Below are 20,793 nucleotides of genomic sequence, written 5' to 3' on the forward strand. Positions count from 1 at the left end.
TAAAAGGATTTTATGGGCGATACTGGAATCGAACCAGTGACTCCTACCGTGTCAAGGTAGTGCTCTACCTCTGAGCTAATCGCCCGTGAGAAAGTTGTTAATTAGAGCTTCTATTCTTTCATCAAACAAGCTTTCCCTTTCAATTATAGTTTCTCATTGCCTTAATAATTCAATTCTCCATCGGTTCCTTTTTGTTAGTTCAAGATGTAATACTTCCAGACAACCTTTGTCTTCAAGTTGGACTCGGTCTCCAACTTTGAGTGGTCGGCTGGATTGCTTTATGGTTGCCCAATTCAATCGAAGACGCCCTTCTTTTATATGATTGACAACCTTAGATCTTGATAAACCGAAACCAGCCGAAGCAATTGCATCAAGCCTAGTGGATGCTTCTACCGAATTAATCTTTCGGGGTAATCTCTGTAATGGGAAATTTAATTCATTAAGCTCTAAAGCTTCTAACCTGATTTCTATTTCTCTTATTAATCCAACTTTGCCATTTAGAAATAGGGCAGATTCAGGAGAACAAATAACTTGAGCGCCTCTGTCTTTTATTAGCCATATATCTCCAACATCTTCTGAGGAAACACCAAATGCGTTCAAAGCATTTTTGAAATCTAATTTCTCAGCTCTATCAAATAAGAAGTTCCCTTTTATAGTAATTCCTTTTATTGGTAATAAAACTTCTTCTGAAAACTTTTCTTTAGATGCTCTTCTAAAACATATTCTCTTCTTCTCCGCCAATGGATATCCACCGTCAGAAAAGCATTCGATATCATTTAAAAGATTAAACTTTTCTTCTACTTCTTCTCTTAATAATGGTGAAATAAATTTTGTCCATATAGGTTCCCATGAGTTAAAAGCTAATTCAGCTTTAGATAGTATTAATTGAAGTTCTTTTTTATTTAAAGAACCTTTTAATAAATCTTTAATTGGTAAATTCACTTTTAATAATTAAAAAAAATAATACCTTTAAATCAAAAAGAAGATTTTTAGACGATTTAAATATCATTTAAACTAATAATTTTAAGGTTATTAGAATCTTTTATTAGTTTCCAAGGTAATTCAAACTCCAATGGAGTTTCTAGTAAGAGTAAATATTTGCCTTCTTTGCTTGTTTTACGAAGAGTTTGAATATCATCATTTATTTCTGGATTGACACTCCCAGAAGCAACATAGCTACCAATCCATCCAGACCCCATACCCAATAAACTTCCAATTAATGGTTCGGCAATTGGATCAAATCCAAATTGAGAGAATGTTTTTAGGCCCGTCATCTTTGTAAATGCTAGCCCTGTAATTAACCCAAATGGCATTAGCCAGAATGCCATTGTTTTTTGACGTAATTTCTTAGCGAGTTTAGGACTCAATAGTTTTACGCTATCAATATCAAATATTTTGACCGCACTTTTTATTTCTTTTCCCAATCCCTCCATTTGATTGAATTCCTTTTCTCCAAAAGAGCTAGGACGAACAAGTTGTACTTTTAATGGGGATTCAGATGTTCCTTGAAGTTCTGTAATTAATCCGTTGGCTTCCTCAATGCCTTTGAAGACAACTACGCAAATAGGCACAATTTCCTCCTGAATTGTTTGGATTTTGAACCCTAGGCCTCAGAAAACTGGTAAGCAACATTTAGCTCACTAAAGTTCAGAGCGGCAGCCTTAAGCCTTTAATGACAAAAGTACTTGTTTCTGATCCAATTGACCAAGCAGGCTTAGATATTCTCAGCCAAGTCTCTCAGGTGGATAAGCGTTTAGGGCTTTCACTTGAAGAGTTGATGCAGATAATTTCTGAATACGATGCTTTGATGATTCGTTCTGGCACTTTGGTGACTAGCGAAGTTATCGAGAAAGCTGAGAATCTTCGAATTATTGGGAGAGCAGGAGTTGGCGTTGATAATGTTGATGTGCCTGCCGCTACACGAAAAGGAATCTTAGTTGTAAATTCTCCTGGAGGAAACACGATTGCTGCTGCAGAACATTCATTGGCAATGCTCTTAGCTCTTTCGCGACATATTCCACAAGCTCATGGGAGCATGTTATCTGGGACATGGCAGAGAAAAAAATATGTCGGGAATGAGCTTTATAAAAAGATTTTAGGGGTAGTAGGACTGGGCAAAATAGGTTCTCATGTCGCGAAAGTTGCAAAGGCAATGGGAATGGAGATCTTGGCGTTTGACCCCTTTGTTTCAGCAGAACGTGCTCAGCAAATGCAAGTCAATTTAAGTAATCTTGAAGAACTATTTGAAAAATCAGATTACATAACACTTCATTTGCCAAGAACTTCTGAAACAGAGAATTTAGTTGATTTCAAAATGTTGTCACGTATGAAATCAACTGCAAGATTGGTTAATTGTGCACGTGGAGGAATTATTAATGAACCTGATTTAGCTAAAGCTCTAAATACAGGTGTTATTGCGGGGGCTGCGTTAGATGTTTATGGAGTCGAACCGTTGAGTGATGATTCGCCACTAAGATCCGTTGAGAAAGGATTGATTCTGACTCCTCACTTGGGAGCTTCAACAACTGAAGCTCAAGAAAATGTGGCTATTGATGTAGCTGAGCAAATTAGAGACGTTTTAAAGGGTTTACCTGCGCGAAGTGCTGTAAATATTCCTGGATTAAGTGCTGAAATTATGGATAGCTTGAAACCACATTTGCAACTTGCGGAAACTCTTGGCCTATTTGCTAATCAATTGTCTGGAGGGCAAATTCAGAAGATAGAGGTAAGACTTCAAGGTGAATTTGCTAAACATCCTTCTCAACCTTTAGTAATAGCAACTCTTAAAGGTGTTTTGACTAATGCTTTGGGAGACAGAATTAACTATGTAAACGCGTCTCTTGAAGCAAAGGGGCGTGGAATTGATGTTGTTGAGGTAAAAGAAGACTTTAATCCTGATTTTTCAGGGGGCGCATTGCAACTAACTACTTTCGGGGATAGTGGAACCAATAGTGTCTCAGGAACAGTTTTTGCGGATGGAGATCTCAGAATTACAAGTATTGATGATTTCCCCGTAAACGTATCACCCAGTCGACATATGCTGTTTACTCGACATAGTGATATGCCAGGAATAATTGGGAAATTAGGTTCTTTATTGGGAGAACACAACGTTAACATTGCTTCTATGCAGGTTGGTAGACGAATTGTTAGAGGGGAAGCTGTAATGGTTTTAAGCGTTGATGACCCTATCCCCTCTGAGCTTTTAGGATCTGTTCTATCAATTTCTGGAATCAATCAAGCAAAGTCTGTAACCTTGTGAAAAAAAAATCACATGGTTTTTTATGGCTTTATCAGATTCAGATCCCTTTTGAGCTGGAAGAATCTCTTTCTTGGAAATTAGAAAGTTTTGGAATAACTAGCTATTCCTTTGAACATGGACCTGAAGAACTGTCATTGCAAACATTATCTATTTGGCTTCCAGATTCAGAGTGGTCTATTAATGATAAAAAAGAATTAATCTCATCTTTTATCCCTCTTGCTGAAATTTTTGGAATAGATCTTCCTGCTTCAAAATGGCAAAAAATTAATGATGAAGAATGGAATGAAGCTTGGAAAAAATATTGGTTACCTGACCCTATTGGTAATCATCTTTTAATTTTGCCCGCTTGGCTTGATATCCCTAAAGGGGTAGATGGGCGAAAGGTCGTTCGAATGGACCCAGGGACAGCCTTTGGATCTGGAAGTCATCCGTCAACTCGCTTATGTCTAGAAGCTCTTGATAGGAATAAACCATTAAATAAAACAGTTGTGGACCTTGGTTGTGGAAGTGGAATTTTAGGATTAACAGCTCTTGCTTTTGGAGCTCAAAAAGTATATGCAGCAGATATAGACTGTCTTGCTGTGAGTTCTACCAGAAATAATTTTTTGCTAAATGACTTTGATGAAGATACTCTTACTATTCTGAATGGTTCTCTAGAAATACTTCAGACAAAACTTCAGCAAAACAAGGTTGATTTACTTTTATGCAATATTCTTGCTCCTGTCATTAGTAAGTTGTCAGTTGACTTTAATCAAATCTTAAGAAGAGATGGACGAGCTTTGTTGAGTGGAATATTGCTTAGTCAAATGTCTGAGCTTTCTGAAGTATTGAGAAGTAATGGATGGAAAATTTCCAAATACTGGGAGAAAGAAAATTGGGGATTAATAGAAATATATGGAGATTGAAAAAAAAAGTCAATGTAGAATCCAAACTGATTCAGGTTTTACTTTTAATGAGTGAAAATCAGAAAATCATCTTGAAGAATTTAGTCACCAAAACAAGTGATATTTATTACATTAATTTCTTCTATTCCAAATGACTTCATTCAAGATCAAATTATTAAATAAAAATGAAGGGCTAAATGAGACCATTGAAGTACCTGATGACCAATACATCCTTGATGCCATAGAGGAACAAGGTATTGATCTTCCTTACTCTTGCAGAGCAGGTGCTTGTTCAACTTGTGCTGGAAGGGTTTTGTCAGGCAGCGTTGATCAATCTGATCAGAGCTTTTTGGATGACGATCAATTGAATAAGGGGTTTATCTTGATGTGTATCGCTTATCCGACGTCTGATTGCACAATTTCGACGCACTCTGAAGAAGAACTTTATTAAAAGAGATGATATTTATGACTCATATTTTGATTCCAGGTTGCAAAAGGCTATTTTCTTGCCAACCTCATAAAGGAACTTTTGATTCAATTGGATTTTTCTGTTTTTAAAATTACTCCTTAATGAAATATGGATGAAAATAATATCAATGTTCTTCTTGAGCATGGAAGTATTCAAACAAGTATGGGAGGGCAATACAGCTTCCGAGTAGTAGGTCCTTGTTGCCGTTTATTTGATCGAGATGAATTACCTTGGCCTTGTTGTCGACTGTCTTGGAAGACTAAAGAACCAAGCTGGAGAAGGATTGGGAGTAGATTCGTTCCAGATATTGCTGCACGTAGATGCCCTTCATATTCTGTGGAAATCTTCCAGCCTGGATCTAGGCCTATTGAAACAGTTATGACGTTGTTTCCTAATAAATTTGATTCTGTAATGCAAGAGTGGTGGTATAGCAAGCATCCCAGGTCTAGAGAGGCCTCAAACCTTTATCCTTGCAAGTCTGCGTGAATCTTCAAAACCCTTTCCCTTAATTGGATTGGAAAAATTAAATAAGATATTTTAATTTTTCTTAAATGAAGATTTGAAGCATTAAAAGAAATGTCATATACGTAATTATTGATTTAGATGGATACTGTATTAACAAAATATATTTGTGCATGAATTTCGATTATCACGCAGTTGCTGCAGCAACCTCTGCTGCAATCCCATTAGCTGCAGGTGCAGCTGGTGTTGGTTATTTTATTATGCGTTCTAAAGGTGTTGGGTTTGGAACCGCACATTTACTTGTGGGTGTTCCTGTTTTCGCAATTGGAGCAGCTTCTGCTGCTTTCTTTTTGATCACAAAGTGATTGGTTCTTTTTGAACGGACATTTTATTCTTGACCTAGTTCAATGCTAAATAAGAAAAGGGACCACTTATGTGGTCCCTTTTCTTATTTAGCCAGGTTATAGAGTTGTTAGCTCTTTAGCCTCTTCCAGGGTTGAATGTATTTTGCCCTTCAGAAGCAGGAACGTAGCCAGAACTGATTGCACCACATTCAAGTGATTCTGCAGTCTTGCCGGTAGCTCTATCACAGAGTGATTTTTGCTGTGGCTTGTCCAGCACAGCATCTGTGAAGTTAGCACCATCGATAGTTGCACCATCGAAGATACTTTTTAGAAGTTCAGCCCCAGTGAAGTTCGCATTTGACAAATTTGCATTATCAAAGCGAGAAGCGTAAGCAATAACGTTAGTTAAATTTGCTCCACTTAAATCAGCATTTTTGAGACTGGCTACTGAAAAGTAAGAGCCAGTGAAATCAGCATCTCCTAAATCCTTCCCAGAGAGATCGTATTTAACGTACTCAGTGTTTTGAAGGTTTTGACCGTGGAGATTTGTGTCGAGTGTATCTACAGACGATGGATCGCTGGGATATAGAGCATTTGCCGACAGCGGACTGATAATGAGTCCCAGTACGACTGGTAACAAGATTAATAGTCTTGTCAGGGACCTTTTTAAGGTAGAAAAAAGAGAGGCCATTTAAAACGCCAGCAGTTGACGGAAGCACCAAACGCAACCATTGTTTCATGGGGTGGTGGCTCCAACGACAAGGGATCACGAACTGTTGCAGCGTTTTTTTACGTCTAATTGGAGAAAGTCTTTTGCTAGAAGGGTATTTGGGAAAATTGCCTTTGCTTCATTAAGAAGATCATTTGGAGTAATTTCGTTATTTGGCGCATATCTAGGGCTCAAATGTGTAAGTGCTAATTGTCCAACGTTTGCTTCAGAAGCTATTTGAGCTGCCATTGTGCTTGTTGAATGAGCTCTTTGATAGGCAAGATCAGCATCTTTATGAGCGAAAGTAGCTTCATGTATTAGCAGATCAGCTCCTTTCGCTATCTCTATCGCATTTTCTGTGAAAACAGTATCTGTGCAATAAACCATGCTTAACCCATCTCTTGATGGCCCAGTAAACTCTTTCCCGTTAAAGATTCGACCATCTTTAAGGGTAACCACTTCTCCCCTTTGCAAGGCTGCATAGTCTGGTCCAGGGGGGATCCTTAGCTTCTGTGCAAGTTCAAGATTGAATCGGCCTGGTTTTGGCTTTTGATCAACTCTGTATGCAAATGCGGGCACTCTGTGCTCTAAAGGTATGCAGTGCACTAAAAGATCATCATCCTCTAATAATAGATTTCTGTTATATGCGGCTTCTTCAATAGGAAAAATGTTAATTGGATAAGAAATTTTACTTGAACTGCTTTTTAGTACTCCATATATAAAATCTTTTAAAGGCTTTGGTCCATAAAGGTTTATTCCTGAACTATTGCCTGCTAAACCAATACTTGCAAGAAGACCTGGAAGACCAAAAATATGGTCTCCATGCATATGAGTTATAAATATTTTTTTCAATTGGGAAAGACGAAGATCACTTCGAAAGAACTGATGCTGAGTAGCTTCACCACAATCAAATAGCCATAATTCAGATCTTTGAGGAAGTCGCAATGCCATTGCTGAAACATTGCGATTCCGAGTTGGAACTCCTGAACTTGTTCCTAGGAAAGTTACCTGCAAGTTCTTTGACTCTTTAAGTTCATGCTGACATTTATAAGTGTGGCCACAGATTATTGAACTGTCTTGTCGTCAAAGTTAAGTTTATATTTTGAGGTAATACTTTTGAGAGAATTGCGTGGCGCTGGATGTGGTATTGCTTTAGGAATCGCAATAATTTTTCCTGTTTCAGATCAGGTTGCCTTCGCTGCAAGAGAGCCAGTGATACGCGTTTTTGTTAAGGAAAATAATTTAATTAGGTTGCGTGCTGATGGGAATATTCCACTTTTAGTAACAGGAGCCTCTCGTCGATTGAAAAGGCTCAAATCTGTGAACTTGAAATTTAATAATAATCAGTTTATGTGGGATGAAGGTAAAGGGTCTAATAATTGGTCAAAATTGAGGTTGGGGAGTTCTTTAAAAGTAAGAAGTTCTGATCCAAGGGGAATCTGGCTAGGAAATCGAAGATATAGAGGTGAATTAAGAGTGAATACAAAAAACAGAAGCTTAGTTGTTGTCAATCATCTTGGTATAGAGAAATATCTTATGAGTGTGGTAGGGAGTGAGATGCCAAAAGATTGGCCAATGGCGGCTTTACAAGCCCAAGCTGTTGCGGCAAGAACTTATGCTTTGAAGCGATTAGGAAAAAACAATATATTTGATATCAATTCTTCTGAGTCAAGCCAGGTTTATTTGGGGATTGAAGCAGAAACAAAAAGGACTATACAAGCAGTCCGTAGGACGAGGTCATTAGTACTTAAACATGAAGGTAAGCTCATTAGTGCGGTATTTCACAGCAGTTCAGGTGGACAAACTGAGAGGAGTGGAGATGTTTGGAAATATCAGCTTCCATATTTGAAAAGTGTTCGTGACTATGATCAAAACAATCCAAAATTTCGTTGGAAAACTGTTTTTGAACAAGCTGAACTTAAGAGAATCTTTCCTGGGATTGGAGGTGTAAATAGTATTCAAGTATTAAAAAAAAGTAAGACAGGAAGAGTACAGCAGACAAATATTTATGGGCCCTCAGGGAAAATATCTATTTCTGGAAATGAGTTACGTAGACGTTTAGGCCTTAAAAGCACACTTGCTAAGTTTGAAATGCTTCCAAACGCTTCTATTGAAAGAAAAAACAAATCAAGAGCCAGCTCGTTCTCCCTTAAGTCGCTGCCTAAAGCTCCCAAAGAATATTCATTATTGGTCACAGGACTTGGTTCAGGTCATGGGGTAGGTATGAGTCAATGGGGAGCAAATGGCCTGGCTAAAAAAGGAGCGAATTTCAGACAGATTCTTAATCATTATTACCATGATGTTAAAATTCTGACGTATTAAAATTTGTTCTCTTGTAAGAATCTCTCTCTTGGCAATAATATGGTAGTTATAAGTTCCGAATTAACTACTTTGAGTTGATTTACGTTGATCGAGATTTGATTGAAATTAAATCTCAACTGATTGCATTGAAAACAACTTTAGGCTTAATACTATTCTCTTTAGTCCAACTACCGATGCCTTCAAGTTCATTATTTGAATTAACTACAGCTATAGGCTTTAGAAGATCACTTTGAGGCGTCATTGATTCTGAAAGTAATGTTGACGAGCCTGTGCAAATATTTATTTCTTGTCCCATTCTCCAGGATTGAATAATTTCCTTGGTTAGAAGTTCCATTTTTTTTAGATGATTAAGCGCATTTATAGGATTAATTAGTTTCGGAACAGTGGGTAAGTCCTTATTAACCTTTGGAAGAAGTATTGATTGTTTTTCATGAAACCCTTGCGATTCAGTTCGACGTAACCTCAAAAGACACCCTCCGCACTCAAGCATTTCTCCTAAGTCTCTTGCTAATGAACGAATATATGTTCCAGTTGAACAATGAATATTTAATGATATCTGACCGCTAGTTTGATCCCAATTTAAAAGCTGTAATTTATGTATCGAGACGTTCCTTTCAGGTAATTCGAAGTTCTCTCCTTTTCTTGCTTTTTTGTAGGCTCGTTCTCCTTTGTAATGAACACTAGAAATCAAAGGAGGTTTTTGTTGTATATTTCCTCTGAAATTTTCAAGAAGCTTTTCAAGAAAGATATCTTTTATTTGAGGCCATTCTTTCTCAAGGATAACCTCTCCATGAATATCGTCAGTAAAAGTTTGCTTCCCTAGTTGGATAATTGCTTGGTACGTTTTGCCGCTGGGTAGATATTTAAAGAGTCTAGTGGCACTTCCAACTGCAATTGGCAAAACACCTGTTACTGCTGGGTCAAGGGTCCCCCCATGGCCCACTCTTCTTGTATTGAAAATCTTTCGAATAACATTTACGCAGTCATGAGAAGTGATTCCTTCAGGTTTGTCGACAATTAAAAAACCAAAATGATTATTATTCACTTTACAAGTCTCCTGTTAAATTTGAATCAATGAATTTATTGAAAAAGCCATACTTGAGAATAATAGGTCCAGTTAATTACTATTTTATGAAAGGATATACTAATGAATAATAAACAACTTGGTATTGAAGAATTTTTGAAGACAGGATTTGATTTAAAGAGTCATTTAGCTGAATTTCTTCAAATATCAGTGGTTCAACTAGAATCTAAATTGCCTAATGGGATTGATGCTTTAGCGGCTCTACATCCTGGGTCTTTCACCCCTGAAGATGCTTCTGACTTTTATGAAAAAAAAGTGGGAGATGCTCATTTAATTGATTTAGCTTCTTGGCATTTGAATAGTGCAAATTACATAGCAGATACCTTGCGCCTTCAAGAGATGTTTGCAAAAGGGAAGGTTTTAGATTTTGGAGGTGGTATTGGCACTCATGCACTTGCAGTGGCATCACTAGAGAACGTAGAACATGTTTGGTTTGTTGATTTAAATCCACAAAATAGAGATTTCGTTAAGGCAAGGGCAGAATCACTTAATCTTTCGGGAAAATTATCGGTTTATCGTGATTTACAAAGTTTAGGAGATATTAAATTTGATACTTTGGTTTGTCTAGATGTTCTAGAACATCTGCCTGATCCTTCTGCTCAATTAATTACCTTTTTAGAACGTTTGTTACCTCAATCAATAATTTTGATGAATTGGTACTTTTTTAAAGGAAATAATGGTGAATATCCTTTTCATTTTGATGATCCTAGTATGATTAATCAATTCTTTCATACACTTCAGTCTAATTTTATTGAAGTTTTTCACCCATATCTTATAACTACTAGAGCTTACAAACCTTTGAAATCCTAAGGATATTATTTAGTTGATGAATTGGAAGATATAAATTATTTAAGCAATTGCTATATTTACTCTTTTCCTATTTCGAAGCTTGCGCTTAATGCTTTCAAAATTCACAATTCCGTCGGTAAGCGCATAAAGAGTATCATCTTTACCTTGGCCAACATTCTCTCCAGGGATAATTGAGGTACCTCTTTGACGAATAATTATTGAGCCTGCTGTGACCTTCTCCCCACCATAAGCCTTTACTCCAAGTCGTTTGGAGTTGGAATCACGACCGTTTCTAGTCGAACCAGTACCTTTTTTATGTGCCATTAGTAGTAAGTAGATTTAGTCGAAATTTATTTATTTATTCAGTTTACTCCTTTTTTGGCTGTCTTAGGGGTTATAGGTTTATCTTCTGTTTCTTTTGTCTTTATTGAACTTTTGGTTGATTTCGTCTTTTTTTCTTCGCTTTTTGCTTTGCCACCAATTGAAATTGATTCAACCATTACCCTTGTTAGCTCTTGCCGATGTCCATTTTTCCTGCGAGTTTTCTTTTTAGGACGCATTTTATATACCAATATTTTTGGTCCTCTTCTATGAGCCAATACTTTTAGCTCTACCCTTGCTCCTTCTACATAAGGTTTACCAATTTTTGCGGTTTTCCCATCACTTAACAGAAGAACATTTTTCAAAATTATTTTTTCATCTATATCTGCATTTATTCTGTCTAGGTCATAGTATCTATTGGGCTCAAGCCAAAACTGAGTGCCAGAAGTTTCAACTATGGCATATTGGCCAAGAGTTTTTTTATCGGATGTTTGTGTCGTCATTGGTTTTGGAAGACGCGGACAGGCTCGAGAGTCTTGCTGAAATAAAATAATCAGTTTGACATAAATCGATTAAGCCTGAATCGCAATCGGAAAACAAACTAACATCCTCGCTTTTCAAGGATAAATTAGTCAAGATTTAAATATGAATATAATCTTATGTGATTTCTATGAGTCCGCGCAAAACATATATCCTCAAGCTTTACGTAGCTGGGAATACTCCAAATTCAATGAGAGCTTTGAAAACTCTCAGGGAAATTCTAGAGACAGAATTTCGAGGAGTTTATGCTTTGAAAGTGATTGATGTATTAAAGAATCCACAATTAGCTGAAGAAGACAAGATCCTTGCCACACCAACATTGGCAAAGATTTTGCCTCCTCCTGTACGCAGAATTATTGGAGACCTTTCTGACAGAGAAAGAGTTCTAATAGGACTTGATTTGCTTTATGACGAATTGAAGGAAGGTGACTATAAATCACCAGATTAGGTTGGGAGATGAGGACATGACTAACCAGATTCTTAAGGCTAAATGAGATAAATGAATATCTTGTAATTTTCCTCTAGCTTTTATAAAGAACAGAGATTCTATGGGATCTTCTAGAGAAAAGTTACCACCAGGAATGCAAGTACAAAAACTACCTACGGGCATTGAAGGCTTTGATGATGTATGTCAGGGGGGGTTGCCAAATGGCAGAAGTACATTGGTTAGCGGAACTTCAGGGACTGGTAAAACAGTTTTCTCTCTTCAATACCTTTACCATGGAATCTGTCACTTTGATGAGCCAGGAGTTTTTGTGACCTTTGAAGAGTCACCACTAGATATTATTAATAATGCTTCGAGCTTTGGTTGGGATCTTCAAGAATTAATTGATCAAAACAAACTATTTATTCTTGATGCCTCTCCTGACCCAGATGGACAAGACGTTGCTGGGAATTTTGATTTATCAGGATTGATTGAACGAATTAGTTATGCAATAAGAAAATATAAAGCAAAAAGAGTTGCTATTGATTCTATGACAGCTGTTTTTCAGCAATATGATGCTTTATATGTTGTAAGAAGAGAAATTTTTAGACTTATAGCGAGATTAAAAGAAATAGGTGTTACAACTGTTATGACTACTGAAAGAGTTGATGAATATGGTCCTATTGCTCGTTATGGAGTAGAAGAATTCGTTTCAGATAATGTGGTTATTCTAAGAAATGTACTTGAAGCTGAAAGGAGGAGACGCACAGTAGAAATTTTGAAGTTAAGGGGTACGACTCATATGAAAGGAGAGTTTCCGTTTACTATGGGAACTCAAGGTATTAGCGTCTTCCCGCTAGGCGCAATGCGGTTAACTCAACGTTCGTCAAATGTTCGGATAAGTTCAGGTGTTCCTGCCTTAGATGAAATGTGCGGCGGAGGATATTTTCAAGATTCTATTATTCTTGCTACCGGTGCTACTGGTACTGGTAAAACAATGCTGGTTTCTAAATTTATTGAAGACGCTTACTTGAATCAGGAGCGTGCAATTCTTTTTGCCTATGAAGAATCTCGTGCTCAACTACTACGTAACTCTACTAGTTGGGGAATTGATTTTGAGAAAATGGAAGAAGATGGTCTTTTGAAAATTATTTGTGCTTACCCAGAGTCAACAGGTCTTGAAGACCACCTTCAAATAATTAAAACGGAAATCGCTAATTTTAAGCCATCTAGAATGGCAATTGATTCATTGTCAGCATTAGCTCGCGGTGTTAGCCTTAATGCTTTTAGACAATTTGTAATAGGAGTAACTGGTTATGCAAAACAAGAAGAAATCGCGGGCTTTTTCACTAACACTGCAGAAGAATTTATGGGGAGTCATTCAATAACTGATTCTCATATTTCAACTATTACAGATACTATTCTATTACTACAATATGTAGAGATTAGAGGCGAAATGGCTCGTGCGGTTAATGTATTTAAGATGCGTGGTTCATGGCATGATAAGAGGATTCGTGAATATTTGATAACCAATGAAGGTCCTCAAATTAAGGACTCTTTCTCTAACTTCGAACAAATCTTTAGTGGAGCCCCTCATAGGATTGCGGCTGAAGATCAGTTACCTGGGGTTTTTAAGAGTATTGAAAAGAAATAAAAGGTTATAACATTAAGTTGTCTCAGTGATTTCAGGATTAAGCTTCATATCCCAATCTCTACTTTTTCTTGCTGATTTAAGGAATAATTCTTCTTTGTCAGATTCTTTCAAAGGGAGTTCAAACCAAAAAGTTGTCCCTATCCCAGACTCACTTGCCATGGATATTTTCCCTCCTAACTTTTCAATAATTCCTCGAACAATCGATAGCCCTAGCCCTGTCCCCGCTTCTGTATGTACTGCATTCTCTACTCTAAAAAAGCGTTCAAAGATTCTTTCTTGGTCTACCCCAGAAATTCCACATCCAGTATCTGCTATTTCTATTCTCAAGCTTGGCAATGGTGAAATTAACTGGCAATGAGGAGCACTTGTTTTTGTGTTAACAGAGTTTATACATGTATCTGGCCATGGATATGCTTTTAAGGAAATTATTCCTCCATCGCTGCTAAACTTTAAGCTATTCCCAACTAAGTTATCTAGGACTTGTAGCAATAAATCCCAGTTACCTCTAACTAAAGGCATACTTTCACTTATGTCTACAACTATTTTGACATTCTTATCATCTGCATTTAATTTGTAGTTCCTGACTGTTTGCTCTATTGCTGGGCTGATATCAATCGATTCAAATTGAACTGTATTACTAGATTCAAGTTTAGAAAGATCTAGTACATCATTTACTAGTCTTGTAAGCCGATCTGTTTCTGAATTAGCAATTCCAAGAAATTCCTTTTGCTCTTCATCTGAAAGCTGATCCCCGAGATCGTGCAATGTTTCCACATAACTTTTGATATTGAAAAGAGGGGTTCGCAGCTCGTGTGAGACATTGCTTATAAAACGTCGTTGCGCAGCATTTAGTTCAACTTCTCTGGTTAGGTCTTGAATAGTGACGGCAATACCTTTTAACGTTTCCCCACTTGAATCTCGAACTGATTGTAATACGATTCTAAATGTTCTTGGTGGTTCATCAAGGCTACATCTGAGGTCATCACTATCTTCTAGATTTCCTAAAAGTGAGGCAATTGGCGCATGCAAGTCATTTGCAATGATTTCTGGCAAGAGATTAAGGAGTTCTTGACCTTCCAAGTCTCGTCCTTCCCATCGAAACAGTCTTCGAGCTGTTTGGTTCACTAATACAATCTTACCTTCCTCGTCTAATAAAATTGCTCCATCAGCCATGGTTGCAATTAAGGATTGTTGCTTAACTTGGGCTGCTCTCAACTCTTCAATATTTGCATTGTCATAATCTTCTAATTGAGATGCCATAGCATTAAAGCCCTTTAATAATTCTCCTAAATCTCCACTCATAGGAATGGACATTCTAGATTTGAAATTTCCGTTTGCTATATCTCTAACCCCTTTTACTAGAGCTCTAATGGGTCTAGTTATTGTTAGCGCATTGAATACTGCTCCTATTATTACAAGTACCCAAATTGATATGAATACAGCTACTGTGACTTCTCTTGTTAATGCAGCACTCTCTAATGCTTTCTTGTTAGGAGTTACTCCTAAAGCTAGAGTTCCTAAATACTCACCTTTCCATATCATAGGAACAAATACATCAGTAACTTGACCTTGAGGTGTTGTATGTTGCCGTACAAGTGGAAACTGTGGGCGTTTCTGTAATTCAGCTGGGATTTGTAATTTTCTTGTTAACTGTAGGTTGCTATCAACATCTGAAGGAGTTGCACTAACTGGTATGCCTAGATTAATTATCCCTTCTGGATCTGTAAAAAATATATAACGCAGGTTTCTGCTTGATCTCCAAAACTTTTCTGCAACGTTAAAAAGCTCTCTGTCTTGCTTTTTGGCTACTAGTTCAGTGACATTTCCTGAAAGTAAAAGTCCTAAGTCTCTTGCATACCTAGTATCATTCAGCCCTGCATCTCTTTGAATACCGTTTAGAGCGAAGAATGTAATTAAAGTCATTATGAAACTGACTCCTAAAGTTGCTATTGCTAGGAGCTTTGATCTCAGATTGAAACCAGCCCACCAAAGATTGAGAGATATCAACCAACTGGGACGATTGAAGCTTGGACTTTCACTACTTGGTATAGATGAATTTGAGGTTTTATTAGACATTAATTTTAAGCATTAAACTCTTTTCTAACTTGATGACCAATATCCTTTCTATATGTAATTCCGTCATAATCAATCATTTTGATAATCTTATAAGCTTTTGAAAAAGCTTCATCGAAGGAATCTCCTTGACTAACGATAGAGAGTACCCTCCCCCCAGAGGTTATTAGTGTTCCATCTTTATCATGTTGTGTCCCAGCATGAAATATTTGAACTGACTCATTTGGCTCAAAGTTGATCGTAATAGGGTCCCCTTTGATGGGTGCTTCTGGGTACCCAGAAGCAGCTGCTACAACACAGGCACTGCATTTTTGCTTGATAGAAAGTTTCGAACATTGATCTAGCTTCCCTAATGCACAAGCTAGTAATACTTCGGCTAACTCTGCACCTAACAAAGGAATTAGAGCTTGACATTCTGGGTCCCCAAAACGACAGTTGTATTCAATAACTTGAGGACCTGAAGATGTGATCATTAAACCTGCGTAAATAACACCTCTATAATTAATTCCACGGCTTTTAAGAGCTTCTATAGTGGGTTCAAGAATTGATTCTCTTATAGTTGCTAGCTCAGTACTGTTAATTAAAGGAGCAGGTGTGTATGCTCCCATGCCACCTGTGTTAGGTCCTTGATCACCTTCTTTTAGACGTTTATGGTCTTGTGCTGGAGGTAAAACAACCATTCTCTCTCCATCGCATAGTGCAAAAATCGAAACTTCTGGACCTTGAAGAAGTTCTTCTAAAATAACTCGTTTTCCCGCGTCCCCAAATTTTCCGGAAAAAACATCTTTAACTGCTTGAATTGTTTCATTGATATTTTTCGGAACCATTACTCCTTTACCGCTGGCTAGGCCATCGACTTTTACAACAAGAGGTTTCTTGAATTCATTGATAATGGTTAATGCTTCATTTAGATTTTCAATTTCCCAGTGCTTAGCTGTTGGTATTTGAACTTTATTCATAAGATCCTTTGCCCAGCTTTTGCTTGCTTCTAATTGCGCCCCATCTTTGCCTGGTCCAAAAACTGCAATATTGTCCTCTCTAAGTTTGTCTGCCAAGCCTGATGCTAATGGGGCTTCAGGACCAATTACGACTAAATCAATTTTATTTAATTTGCATTCATTTTTAATTTTATCGACATCGGAAGTTGCAATATCTATGGATACACATTTATCAAAGTCTCTACTACCCCCATTCCCAGGCGCAATAAAAATCTTTTCAACACCATCTGAATGGCTTAACCCCCAAGCTAAAGCATTTTCTCTTCCACCGCTTCCTACAATTAATATATTTTTTGCATGATTATTAACTTGATTTTCTTTCTTAAGGTTTGTCATAGGTAATTACAGGAGAATGAAATTGATTTAAAAAAGCTGGTAAAGAAGAATTTATTTGGCACTTAAGCCATTGTTTATTTTATTAGTTTGACTATTTTAATGATTTTTAAGAGGATCCATCATTTATTTTGTGTTTTTAGAATAAGTTGCATCCTTTCCATTGATTTGGGTAGTTTGATATTGAAGTCTATTAAGCGTGTAAATGGAAATAAAGCATGGCCCTCTTATATATGAAGGGAAGGCTAAAAGAGTTTATTCCACTAGTTCTCAAGACAAGGTTTTGATTGAGTATAAAGATGATGCGACTGCTTTTAATGCCTTAAAACACTCTGTTTTGAGTGGAAAGGGCTTACTGAATTGTCAAATCTCAGCTCATCTTTTTAATTTCCTCCATCAAAATCAAGTCCCTACTCATTTCTTATCTCTTCAAGGTGAGACTTGGATGCTCGCACAACGTATCAATGTAATTCCATTAGAGGTGGTGATTAGAAATGTTGCTACTGGTTCTTTGTGCAAGCAAACGCCAATACCTGAAGGAGAACCAATTAATCCCCCACTCCTAGATATTTATTACAAAGATGATGATTTGGGTGACCCTCTTTTAACAGACTCAAGATTGAAATTGCTTGGATTGATAACTTCCGAGCAACGTTTAGAAATAGAGAGTCTTGCGAGAAAAGTTAATGAATTAATGATTGGATTTTTTAATAAAATTGATTTGACCCTTATCGATTTCAAGTTAGAAATGGGCTTTAATAATTTAGGAAAAATACTTGTGGCAGATGAAATCAGCCCAGACACCTGCAGGCTTTGGGACAATCGAAGCAATGATTCAAATGAGCGTATTCTTGATAAGGATCGATTCAGGAAGGACCTTGGAGGAGTGATAGACGGTTACGGTGAGATTCTTAAACGTATACAAGGGGGTGCTGATAAAGCGGCAAATGCAGTTAATCTCAGCGAAGGTTAAAAACTTTTTAGAAGAATTTTAAATTTTTTATGGCACGAACTTCAAAAAGAGGTCCAGTCGGATTGATACGTAAAGGTACTTTTGGATTGGCATTAGCCCTTCCTTTCGTTTCTTGTCCCATGTATTCCGAGGCCTCTAATATTGAAATTATTAATAGTCAGAATCAATTAGGGGTTGCTAACTCGAGGCTTAGTAATGATTTTCAGCATAAAACTATATCAGATAATCAACAAAGCCCAGATTTAGAAATAAATAAGATTGCTAATAACTCAACTGAGAAAACTCAGGAGAAACTTTTCTTAATTGCTGAAGTTATTATTGAAGGAATAGATGGACATCCTGATCAGAAGCGACTTCAATATGCTGCATATGATGCAATGAGTATTAGACCTGGAAGTAAAGTTTCTAGGAAAGATGTTCAAAGGGATTTAGAAGCTATTTATGCAACTGGTTGGTTCTCAGGAGCTACTATCGATTCTCAGGAAACCCCTTTAGGTATAGGCTTAATTGTTAAAGTTCAGCCAAACCCGTTGTTGAAAAGGGTTGATATTTTGCCTAAAGGTTCAAAGTTAGAGTTAGCTGTAATTGATCAAATCTTTAAAAGAGACTATGGTAAAACTCTTAATTTAAATATACTTCAACTTCGAATTAAAGAACTTAAAAATTGGTATTTAGATGAAGGATATTCACTTTCAAGGATATCAGGCCCCAATAGAATTTCTCCAGAAGGTATTATAGAACTAAATGTAAATGAAGGAGCTGTAGAAGGATTCGAAATAATTTTTATAAATGAAGATGGTGAAACTGTTAATGAGAATGGTAAAGAGGTTAAGGGAAAGACAAAAATTTGGGTAATTGAAAGAGAATTATCTTTAAAACCTGGAGATGTTTTTAATAGAAATAAGCTGGAAGAAGATATTAAAAGGCTTTATGGACTTGGGCTTTTTACCGATGTAAAAGTCACCTTGAAACCTGCGCCTGGTAAGCCAGGTCATGTTTTCATAGTTTTAGGTATAACCGAGCAAAGGACAGGAACTCTAACTGGTGGAATCGGCTATAGTGGTGCACAAGGAGTGTTTGGTCAAGGAGGACTACAAGAGTCAAATTTATTAGGAAGATCTTGGAAAACAAGTTTTAATATGAGTTATGGTGAATATGGTGGCTTAATCAATCTTTCTTTACGCGATCCTTGGATAAAAGGTGATAAATATAGAAGCTCATTTAGAGGTTCTATATTTGTCGCAAGAGATGTTCCTCAAGAGTTTAGGAGTGAAAAGGATGGAAATATTAAAGGTATTAGTGAACGTTATGAACCTTCTGCTTCTTATTCCACGGCTTATCAAATCGACTCTACTACTCCTACTGGAAGTTCCTACACTTCTGTTGATTTAGCTAAAGCAGCAGATAACACTGTTAGTTGGTTTGACTATGAAGGAGATTCAATAGTTCTTCAAAGGTCAGGTGGTTCATTCTCTTTTGGAAGGCCATTAAATGGAGGAGATCCATTTAAGAGAGCTAAGTGGAGCGTGCTTCTGGGGATGAATTTTCAAAAAATAAAAGCAATAGATTATGCAGGAAATAAAAGACCATATGGTGTAGTAGATAAGGATATCTCTACCAGTAAATCTGCACCAAAAGATAGCGTTATTTGCGTAGCTTTTAATTGTGCAGATGAAAATACATTAGTTAGTTTCAGAGCTGCAACTAGTTACAACAATGTGAATGACTCAAGAAATCCCACATCAGGAGATTTCTTATCATTTAGCACAGAGCAATATGTTTCTCTTGGAAATAATTCTCCTACTTTTAATCGTGCAAGGGTTGGTTATTCATACTTTATTCCTGTTAATTGGTTAAAACTTCATAAAGGTTGTCGCCCCAAGGATGGCGAAAAACGTAATTGTCCACAGACTATTGCTTTCCAAGCCAAGACAGGCTCAATTGTTGGAGACCTGCCTCCTTATGAAGCCTTTTGTGTTGGTGGTACAAGCTCAGTAAGAGGATTTGCTAGTTGTGATTTAGCGGTTGGTAGAAGCTTTGGAGAGGCTTCAGTGGAATATAGATATCCGATTTGGAGAATAGTTTCAGGAGCTCTTTTTGTTGATGCTGGAACTGACTTTGGATCTCAATCAAGTGTTCCAGGTAAGCCAGGAGTGATTCTAGATAAGCCTGGTCATGGATACTCATTGGGTACTAGTTTTGTTGTCAATACTCCAGTTGGCCCACTTCGCTTTGATGTAGCCAGTAAAGAGTTAGGAGAAGAATGGAGATACAACTTAGGAGTTGGTTGGAAGTTCTAGTGGATATATGGCCTTGTGATTATGAAGGAGCTTGGACTCTCGCAAACCCTTTTAGAAGAAAGGGTATCGCACTTCATAGTGGAGAAGTTTCAGAAGCACATATTTTCCCATCTGAAGTTGCAGGATTTCATATTTCTTGGATTGATCAAGAAGAGAAACCAGTAGCTCTTAATACGGCACAAATAAGAAATACACCTTTATGTACAACGCTTGATTTTGAAAATAAATCTCTTTCGACAGTTGAACATCTTTTATCTGCTTTAGTTGGATGTGGTTTAACTCATGTACATATAAAGGTTTCAGGTAATGAAATACCTATTTTAGATGGATCAGCAAAGTGCTGGGTAGATGCTATTCAGGAAGTTGGACTAAAACCTGCAATTACTCCTTCTGAAAAAGCTTCAATACTTAAGAAATCGATACTCCTCAATAGAGGAGATAGTGTTATTAGTGCAATTCCTGCCAAAAAATTGAAATTAATTGGTGTAATTGATTTCCCTTATCAAGCCATAGGCCAGCAAATGTATGCCATTGAATTATGCCCAAACAATTTTGTTAAAGAAATAGCTCCAGCTCGTACTTTTGGATTTATTGATCAAATAGACCAATTAAAAAAAGCAGGTTTAATCAAAGGTGGAGGATTAGAAAATGCTTTAGTTTGTGACGGCAGCACTTGGCTTAACCCACCTCTAAGGTTTAAAGATGAACCGGTACGTCATAAGCTTTTAGACTTGATAGGTGACTTGGCTCTAGTCGGTTTGCCTAAGGCCCAAGTATTGGTATATAAGGGATCTCATTCCCTGCATGCTGATTTGGCGGCTGCTCTTCTTGAGCATTGTTCTACGGATTGATTTC

General features: G+C 37.1%; 21 protein-coding genes and 1 tRNA gene. 12 read left to right on the forward strand and 10 right to left on the reverse strand.

The window, feature by feature from the left end; translation table 11 throughout:
- Nucleotides 1-13 precede the first annotated feature (13 nt).
- The 3 genes from SOI85_RS08605 to SOI85_RS08615 all read right to left on the reverse strand — a co-directional run bounded on the left by SOI85_RS08605 (nucleotide 14) and on the right by SOI85_RS08615 (nucleotide 1,571).
- Nucleotides 14-85: transfer RNA gene (locus SOI85_RS08605), tRNA-Val, on the reverse strand.
- Nucleotides 86-153: 68 nt separating this feature from the next.
- A complete protein-coding gene (locus SOI85_RS08610; RefSeq protein WP_320663981.1) occupies nucleotides 154-942 on the reverse strand; it encodes a photosystem II S4 domain protein in 789 nt (262 codons plus the stop codon).
- Between the two features lie 56 nt (nucleotides 943-998).
- Nucleotides 999-1,571, reverse strand: a complete 573-nt coding sequence (locus SOI85_RS08615; protein ID WP_320663982.1) for a hypothetical protein — start codon at nucleotides 1,569-1,571, stop codon at nucleotides 999-1,001.
- Nucleotides 1,572-1,672: 101 nt separating this feature from the next.
- Between SOI85_RS08615 and serA the strand changes: the two genes are divergently transcribed.
- The 5 genes from serA to SOI85_RS08640 all read left to right on the forward strand — a co-directional run bounded on the left by serA (nucleotide 1,673) and on the right by SOI85_RS08640 (nucleotide 5,439).
- Nucleotides 1,673-3,259: a phosphoglycerate dehydrogenase gene (gene serA, locus SOI85_RS08620; RefSeq protein ID WP_320663983.1), complete on the forward strand. Its 1,587-nt coding sequence runs from the start codon at nucleotides 1,673-1,675 to the stop codon at nucleotides 3,257-3,259.
- Nucleotides 3,256-4,164 (forward strand): 50S ribosomal protein L11 methyltransferase, encoded by a 909-nt coding sequence (prmA, locus tag SOI85_RS08625; RefSeq protein ID WP_320663984.1) that lies wholly within the window; start codon nucleotides 3,256-3,258, stop codon nucleotides 4,162-4,164. Before serA ends, prmA begins: the two co-directional genes overlap by 4 nt.
- 130 nt (nucleotides 4,165-4,294) lie before the next feature.
- Nucleotides 4,295-4,594: a ferredoxin gene (locus tag SOI85_RS08630; RefSeq protein ID WP_320663985.1), complete on the forward strand. Its 300-nt coding sequence runs from the start codon at nucleotides 4,295-4,297 to the stop codon at nucleotides 4,592-4,594.
- 126 nt (nucleotides 4,595-4,720) lie between these two features.
- Nucleotides 4,721-5,098: a hypothetical protein gene (locus tag SOI85_RS08635; protein WP_320663986.1), complete on the forward strand. Its 378-nt coding sequence runs from the start codon at nucleotides 4,721-4,723 to the stop codon at nucleotides 5,096-5,098.
- Nucleotides 5,099-5,247: 149 nt separating this feature from the next.
- Complete coding sequence (locus SOI85_RS08640) at nucleotides 5,248-5,439, forward strand: hypothetical protein (protein ID WP_320663987.1); 192 nt, start codon at nucleotides 5,248-5,250, stop codon at nucleotides 5,437-5,439.
- 115 nt (nucleotides 5,440-5,554) lie between these two features.
- Here SOI85_RS08640 and SOI85_RS08645 read toward each other — a convergent pair whose 3' ends face one another.
- Entirely contained in the window at nucleotides 5,555-6,109 is a 555-nt protein-coding gene (locus tag SOI85_RS08645; protein ID WP_320663988.1) for a pentapeptide repeat-containing protein, read from the reverse strand.
- 75 nt (nucleotides 6,110-6,184) lie between these two features.
- Complete coding sequence (gene rnz, locus SOI85_RS08650) at nucleotides 6,185-7,141, reverse strand: ribonuclease Z (protein ID WP_320663989.1); 957 nt, start codon at nucleotides 7,139-7,141, stop codon at nucleotides 6,185-6,187.
- A 102-nt stretch (nucleotides 7,142-7,243) separates the two neighbouring features.
- Between rnz and SOI85_RS08655 the strand changes: the two genes are divergently transcribed.
- Nucleotides 7,244-8,449: a SpoIID/LytB domain-containing protein gene (locus SOI85_RS08655; protein ID WP_320663990.1), complete on the forward strand. Its 1,206-nt coding sequence runs from the start codon at nucleotides 7,244-7,246 to the stop codon at nucleotides 8,447-8,449.
- 112 nt (nucleotides 8,450-8,561) lie between these two features.
- Here the strand turns inward: SOI85_RS08655 and truB are convergent, their stop codons facing one another.
- On the reverse strand, nucleotides 8,562-9,494 hold the full coding sequence (gene truB / locus SOI85_RS08660) for a tRNA pseudouridine(55) synthase TruB (protein ID WP_320663991.1): 933 nt from the start codon (nucleotides 9,492-9,494) through the stop codon (nucleotides 8,562-8,564).
- Between the two features lie 102 nt (nucleotides 9,495-9,596).
- Here truB and SOI85_RS08665 point away from each other — a divergent pair, with 102 nt between their 5' ends.
- Nucleotides 9,597-10,343 carry a class I SAM-dependent methyltransferase gene (locus tag SOI85_RS08665; RefSeq protein WP_320663992.1) on the forward strand — a complete coding sequence of 249 codons (747 nt, stop codon included), beginning with the start codon at nucleotides 9,597-9,599 and terminating at the stop codon, nucleotides 10,341-10,343.
- 39 nt (nucleotides 10,344-10,382) lie between these two features.
- On the opposite strand, the gene rpmA is transcribed toward SOI85_RS08665, so the two are convergent.
- Together rpmA and rplU are read right to left on the reverse strand one after the other, a co-directional pair.
- The gene (gene rpmA / locus SOI85_RS08670; protein ID WP_320663993.1) at nucleotides 10,383-10,646 is read right to left on the reverse strand and encodes a 50S ribosomal protein L27; all 264 of its coding nucleotides are present in this window, start codon (nucleotides 10,644-10,646) and stop codon (nucleotides 10,383-10,385) included.
- Between the two features lie 38 nt (nucleotides 10,647-10,684).
- A complete protein-coding gene (gene rplU / locus SOI85_RS08675) occupies nucleotides 10,685-11,146 on the reverse strand; it encodes a 50S ribosomal protein L21 (protein ID WP_320663994.1) in 462 nt (153 codons plus the stop codon).
- 167 nt (nucleotides 11,147-11,313) lie between these two features.
- On the opposite strand from rplU, the gene kaiB reads away from it, so the two are divergent.
- Together kaiB and kaiC are read left to right on the forward strand one after the other, a co-directional pair.
- Entirely contained in the window at nucleotides 11,314-11,631 is a 318-nt protein-coding gene (gene kaiB / locus SOI85_RS08680) for a circadian clock protein KaiB (protein ID WP_320663995.1), read from the forward strand.
- Between the two features lie 100 nt (nucleotides 11,632-11,731).
- On the forward strand, nucleotides 11,732-13,261 hold the full coding sequence (gene kaiC, locus SOI85_RS08685) for a circadian clock protein KaiC (protein WP_414477787.1): 1,530 nt from the start codon (nucleotides 11,732-11,734) through the stop codon (nucleotides 13,259-13,261).
- A gap of 12 nt (nucleotides 13,262-13,273) precedes the next feature.
- On the opposite strand, the gene SOI85_RS08690 is transcribed toward kaiC, so the two are convergent.
- Together SOI85_RS08690 and purD are read right to left on the reverse strand one after the other, a co-directional pair.
- Nucleotides 13,274-15,337: an ATP-binding protein gene (locus SOI85_RS08690; RefSeq protein ID WP_320663996.1), complete on the reverse strand. Its 2,064-nt coding sequence runs from the start codon at nucleotides 15,335-15,337 to the stop codon at nucleotides 13,274-13,276.
- Between the two features lie 5 nt (nucleotides 15,338-15,342).
- Nucleotides 15,343-16,668, reverse strand: coding sequence for a phosphoribosylamine--glycine ligase (gene purD, locus SOI85_RS08695; protein WP_320663997.1), 1,326 nt, complete (start codon nucleotides 16,666-16,668; stop codon nucleotides 15,343-15,345).
- Nucleotides 16,669-16,870: 202 nt separating this feature from the next.
- On the opposite strand from purD, the gene purC reads away from it, so the two are divergent.
- Genes purC through lpxC form a run of 3 tightly spaced genes read left to right on the forward strand, consistent with a single transcriptional unit; the run spans nucleotide 16,871 to nucleotide 20,789 of the window.
- Nucleotides 16,871-17,638 carry a phosphoribosylaminoimidazolesuccinocarboxamide synthase gene (gene purC / locus SOI85_RS08700; protein ID WP_320663998.1) on the forward strand — a complete coding sequence of 256 codons (768 nt, stop codon included), beginning with the start codon at nucleotides 16,871-16,873 and terminating at the stop codon, nucleotides 17,636-17,638.
- Between the two features lie 29 nt (nucleotides 17,639-17,667).
- On the forward strand, nucleotides 17,668-19,938 hold the full coding sequence (locus SOI85_RS08705; protein ID WP_320663999.1) for a BamA/TamA family outer membrane protein: 2,271 nt from the start codon (nucleotides 17,668-17,670) through the stop codon (nucleotides 19,936-19,938).
- The gene (gene lpxC, locus SOI85_RS08710) at nucleotides 19,902-20,789 is read left to right on the forward strand and encodes a UDP-3-O-acyl-N-acetylglucosamine deacetylase (protein ID WP_414477788.1); all 888 of its coding nucleotides are present in this window, start codon (nucleotides 19,902-19,904) and stop codon (nucleotides 20,787-20,789) included. The genes SOI85_RS08705 and lpxC overlap by 37 nt, the downstream gene beginning before the upstream one ends.
- The last annotated feature ends 4 nt before the right edge of the window (nucleotides 20,790-20,793 follow it).

This window comes from Prochlorococcus sp. MIT 1223, from assembly GCF_034092465.1.
Lineage (GTDB): Bacteria > Cyanobacteriota > Cyanobacteriia > PCC-6307 > Cyanobiaceae > AG-402-N21.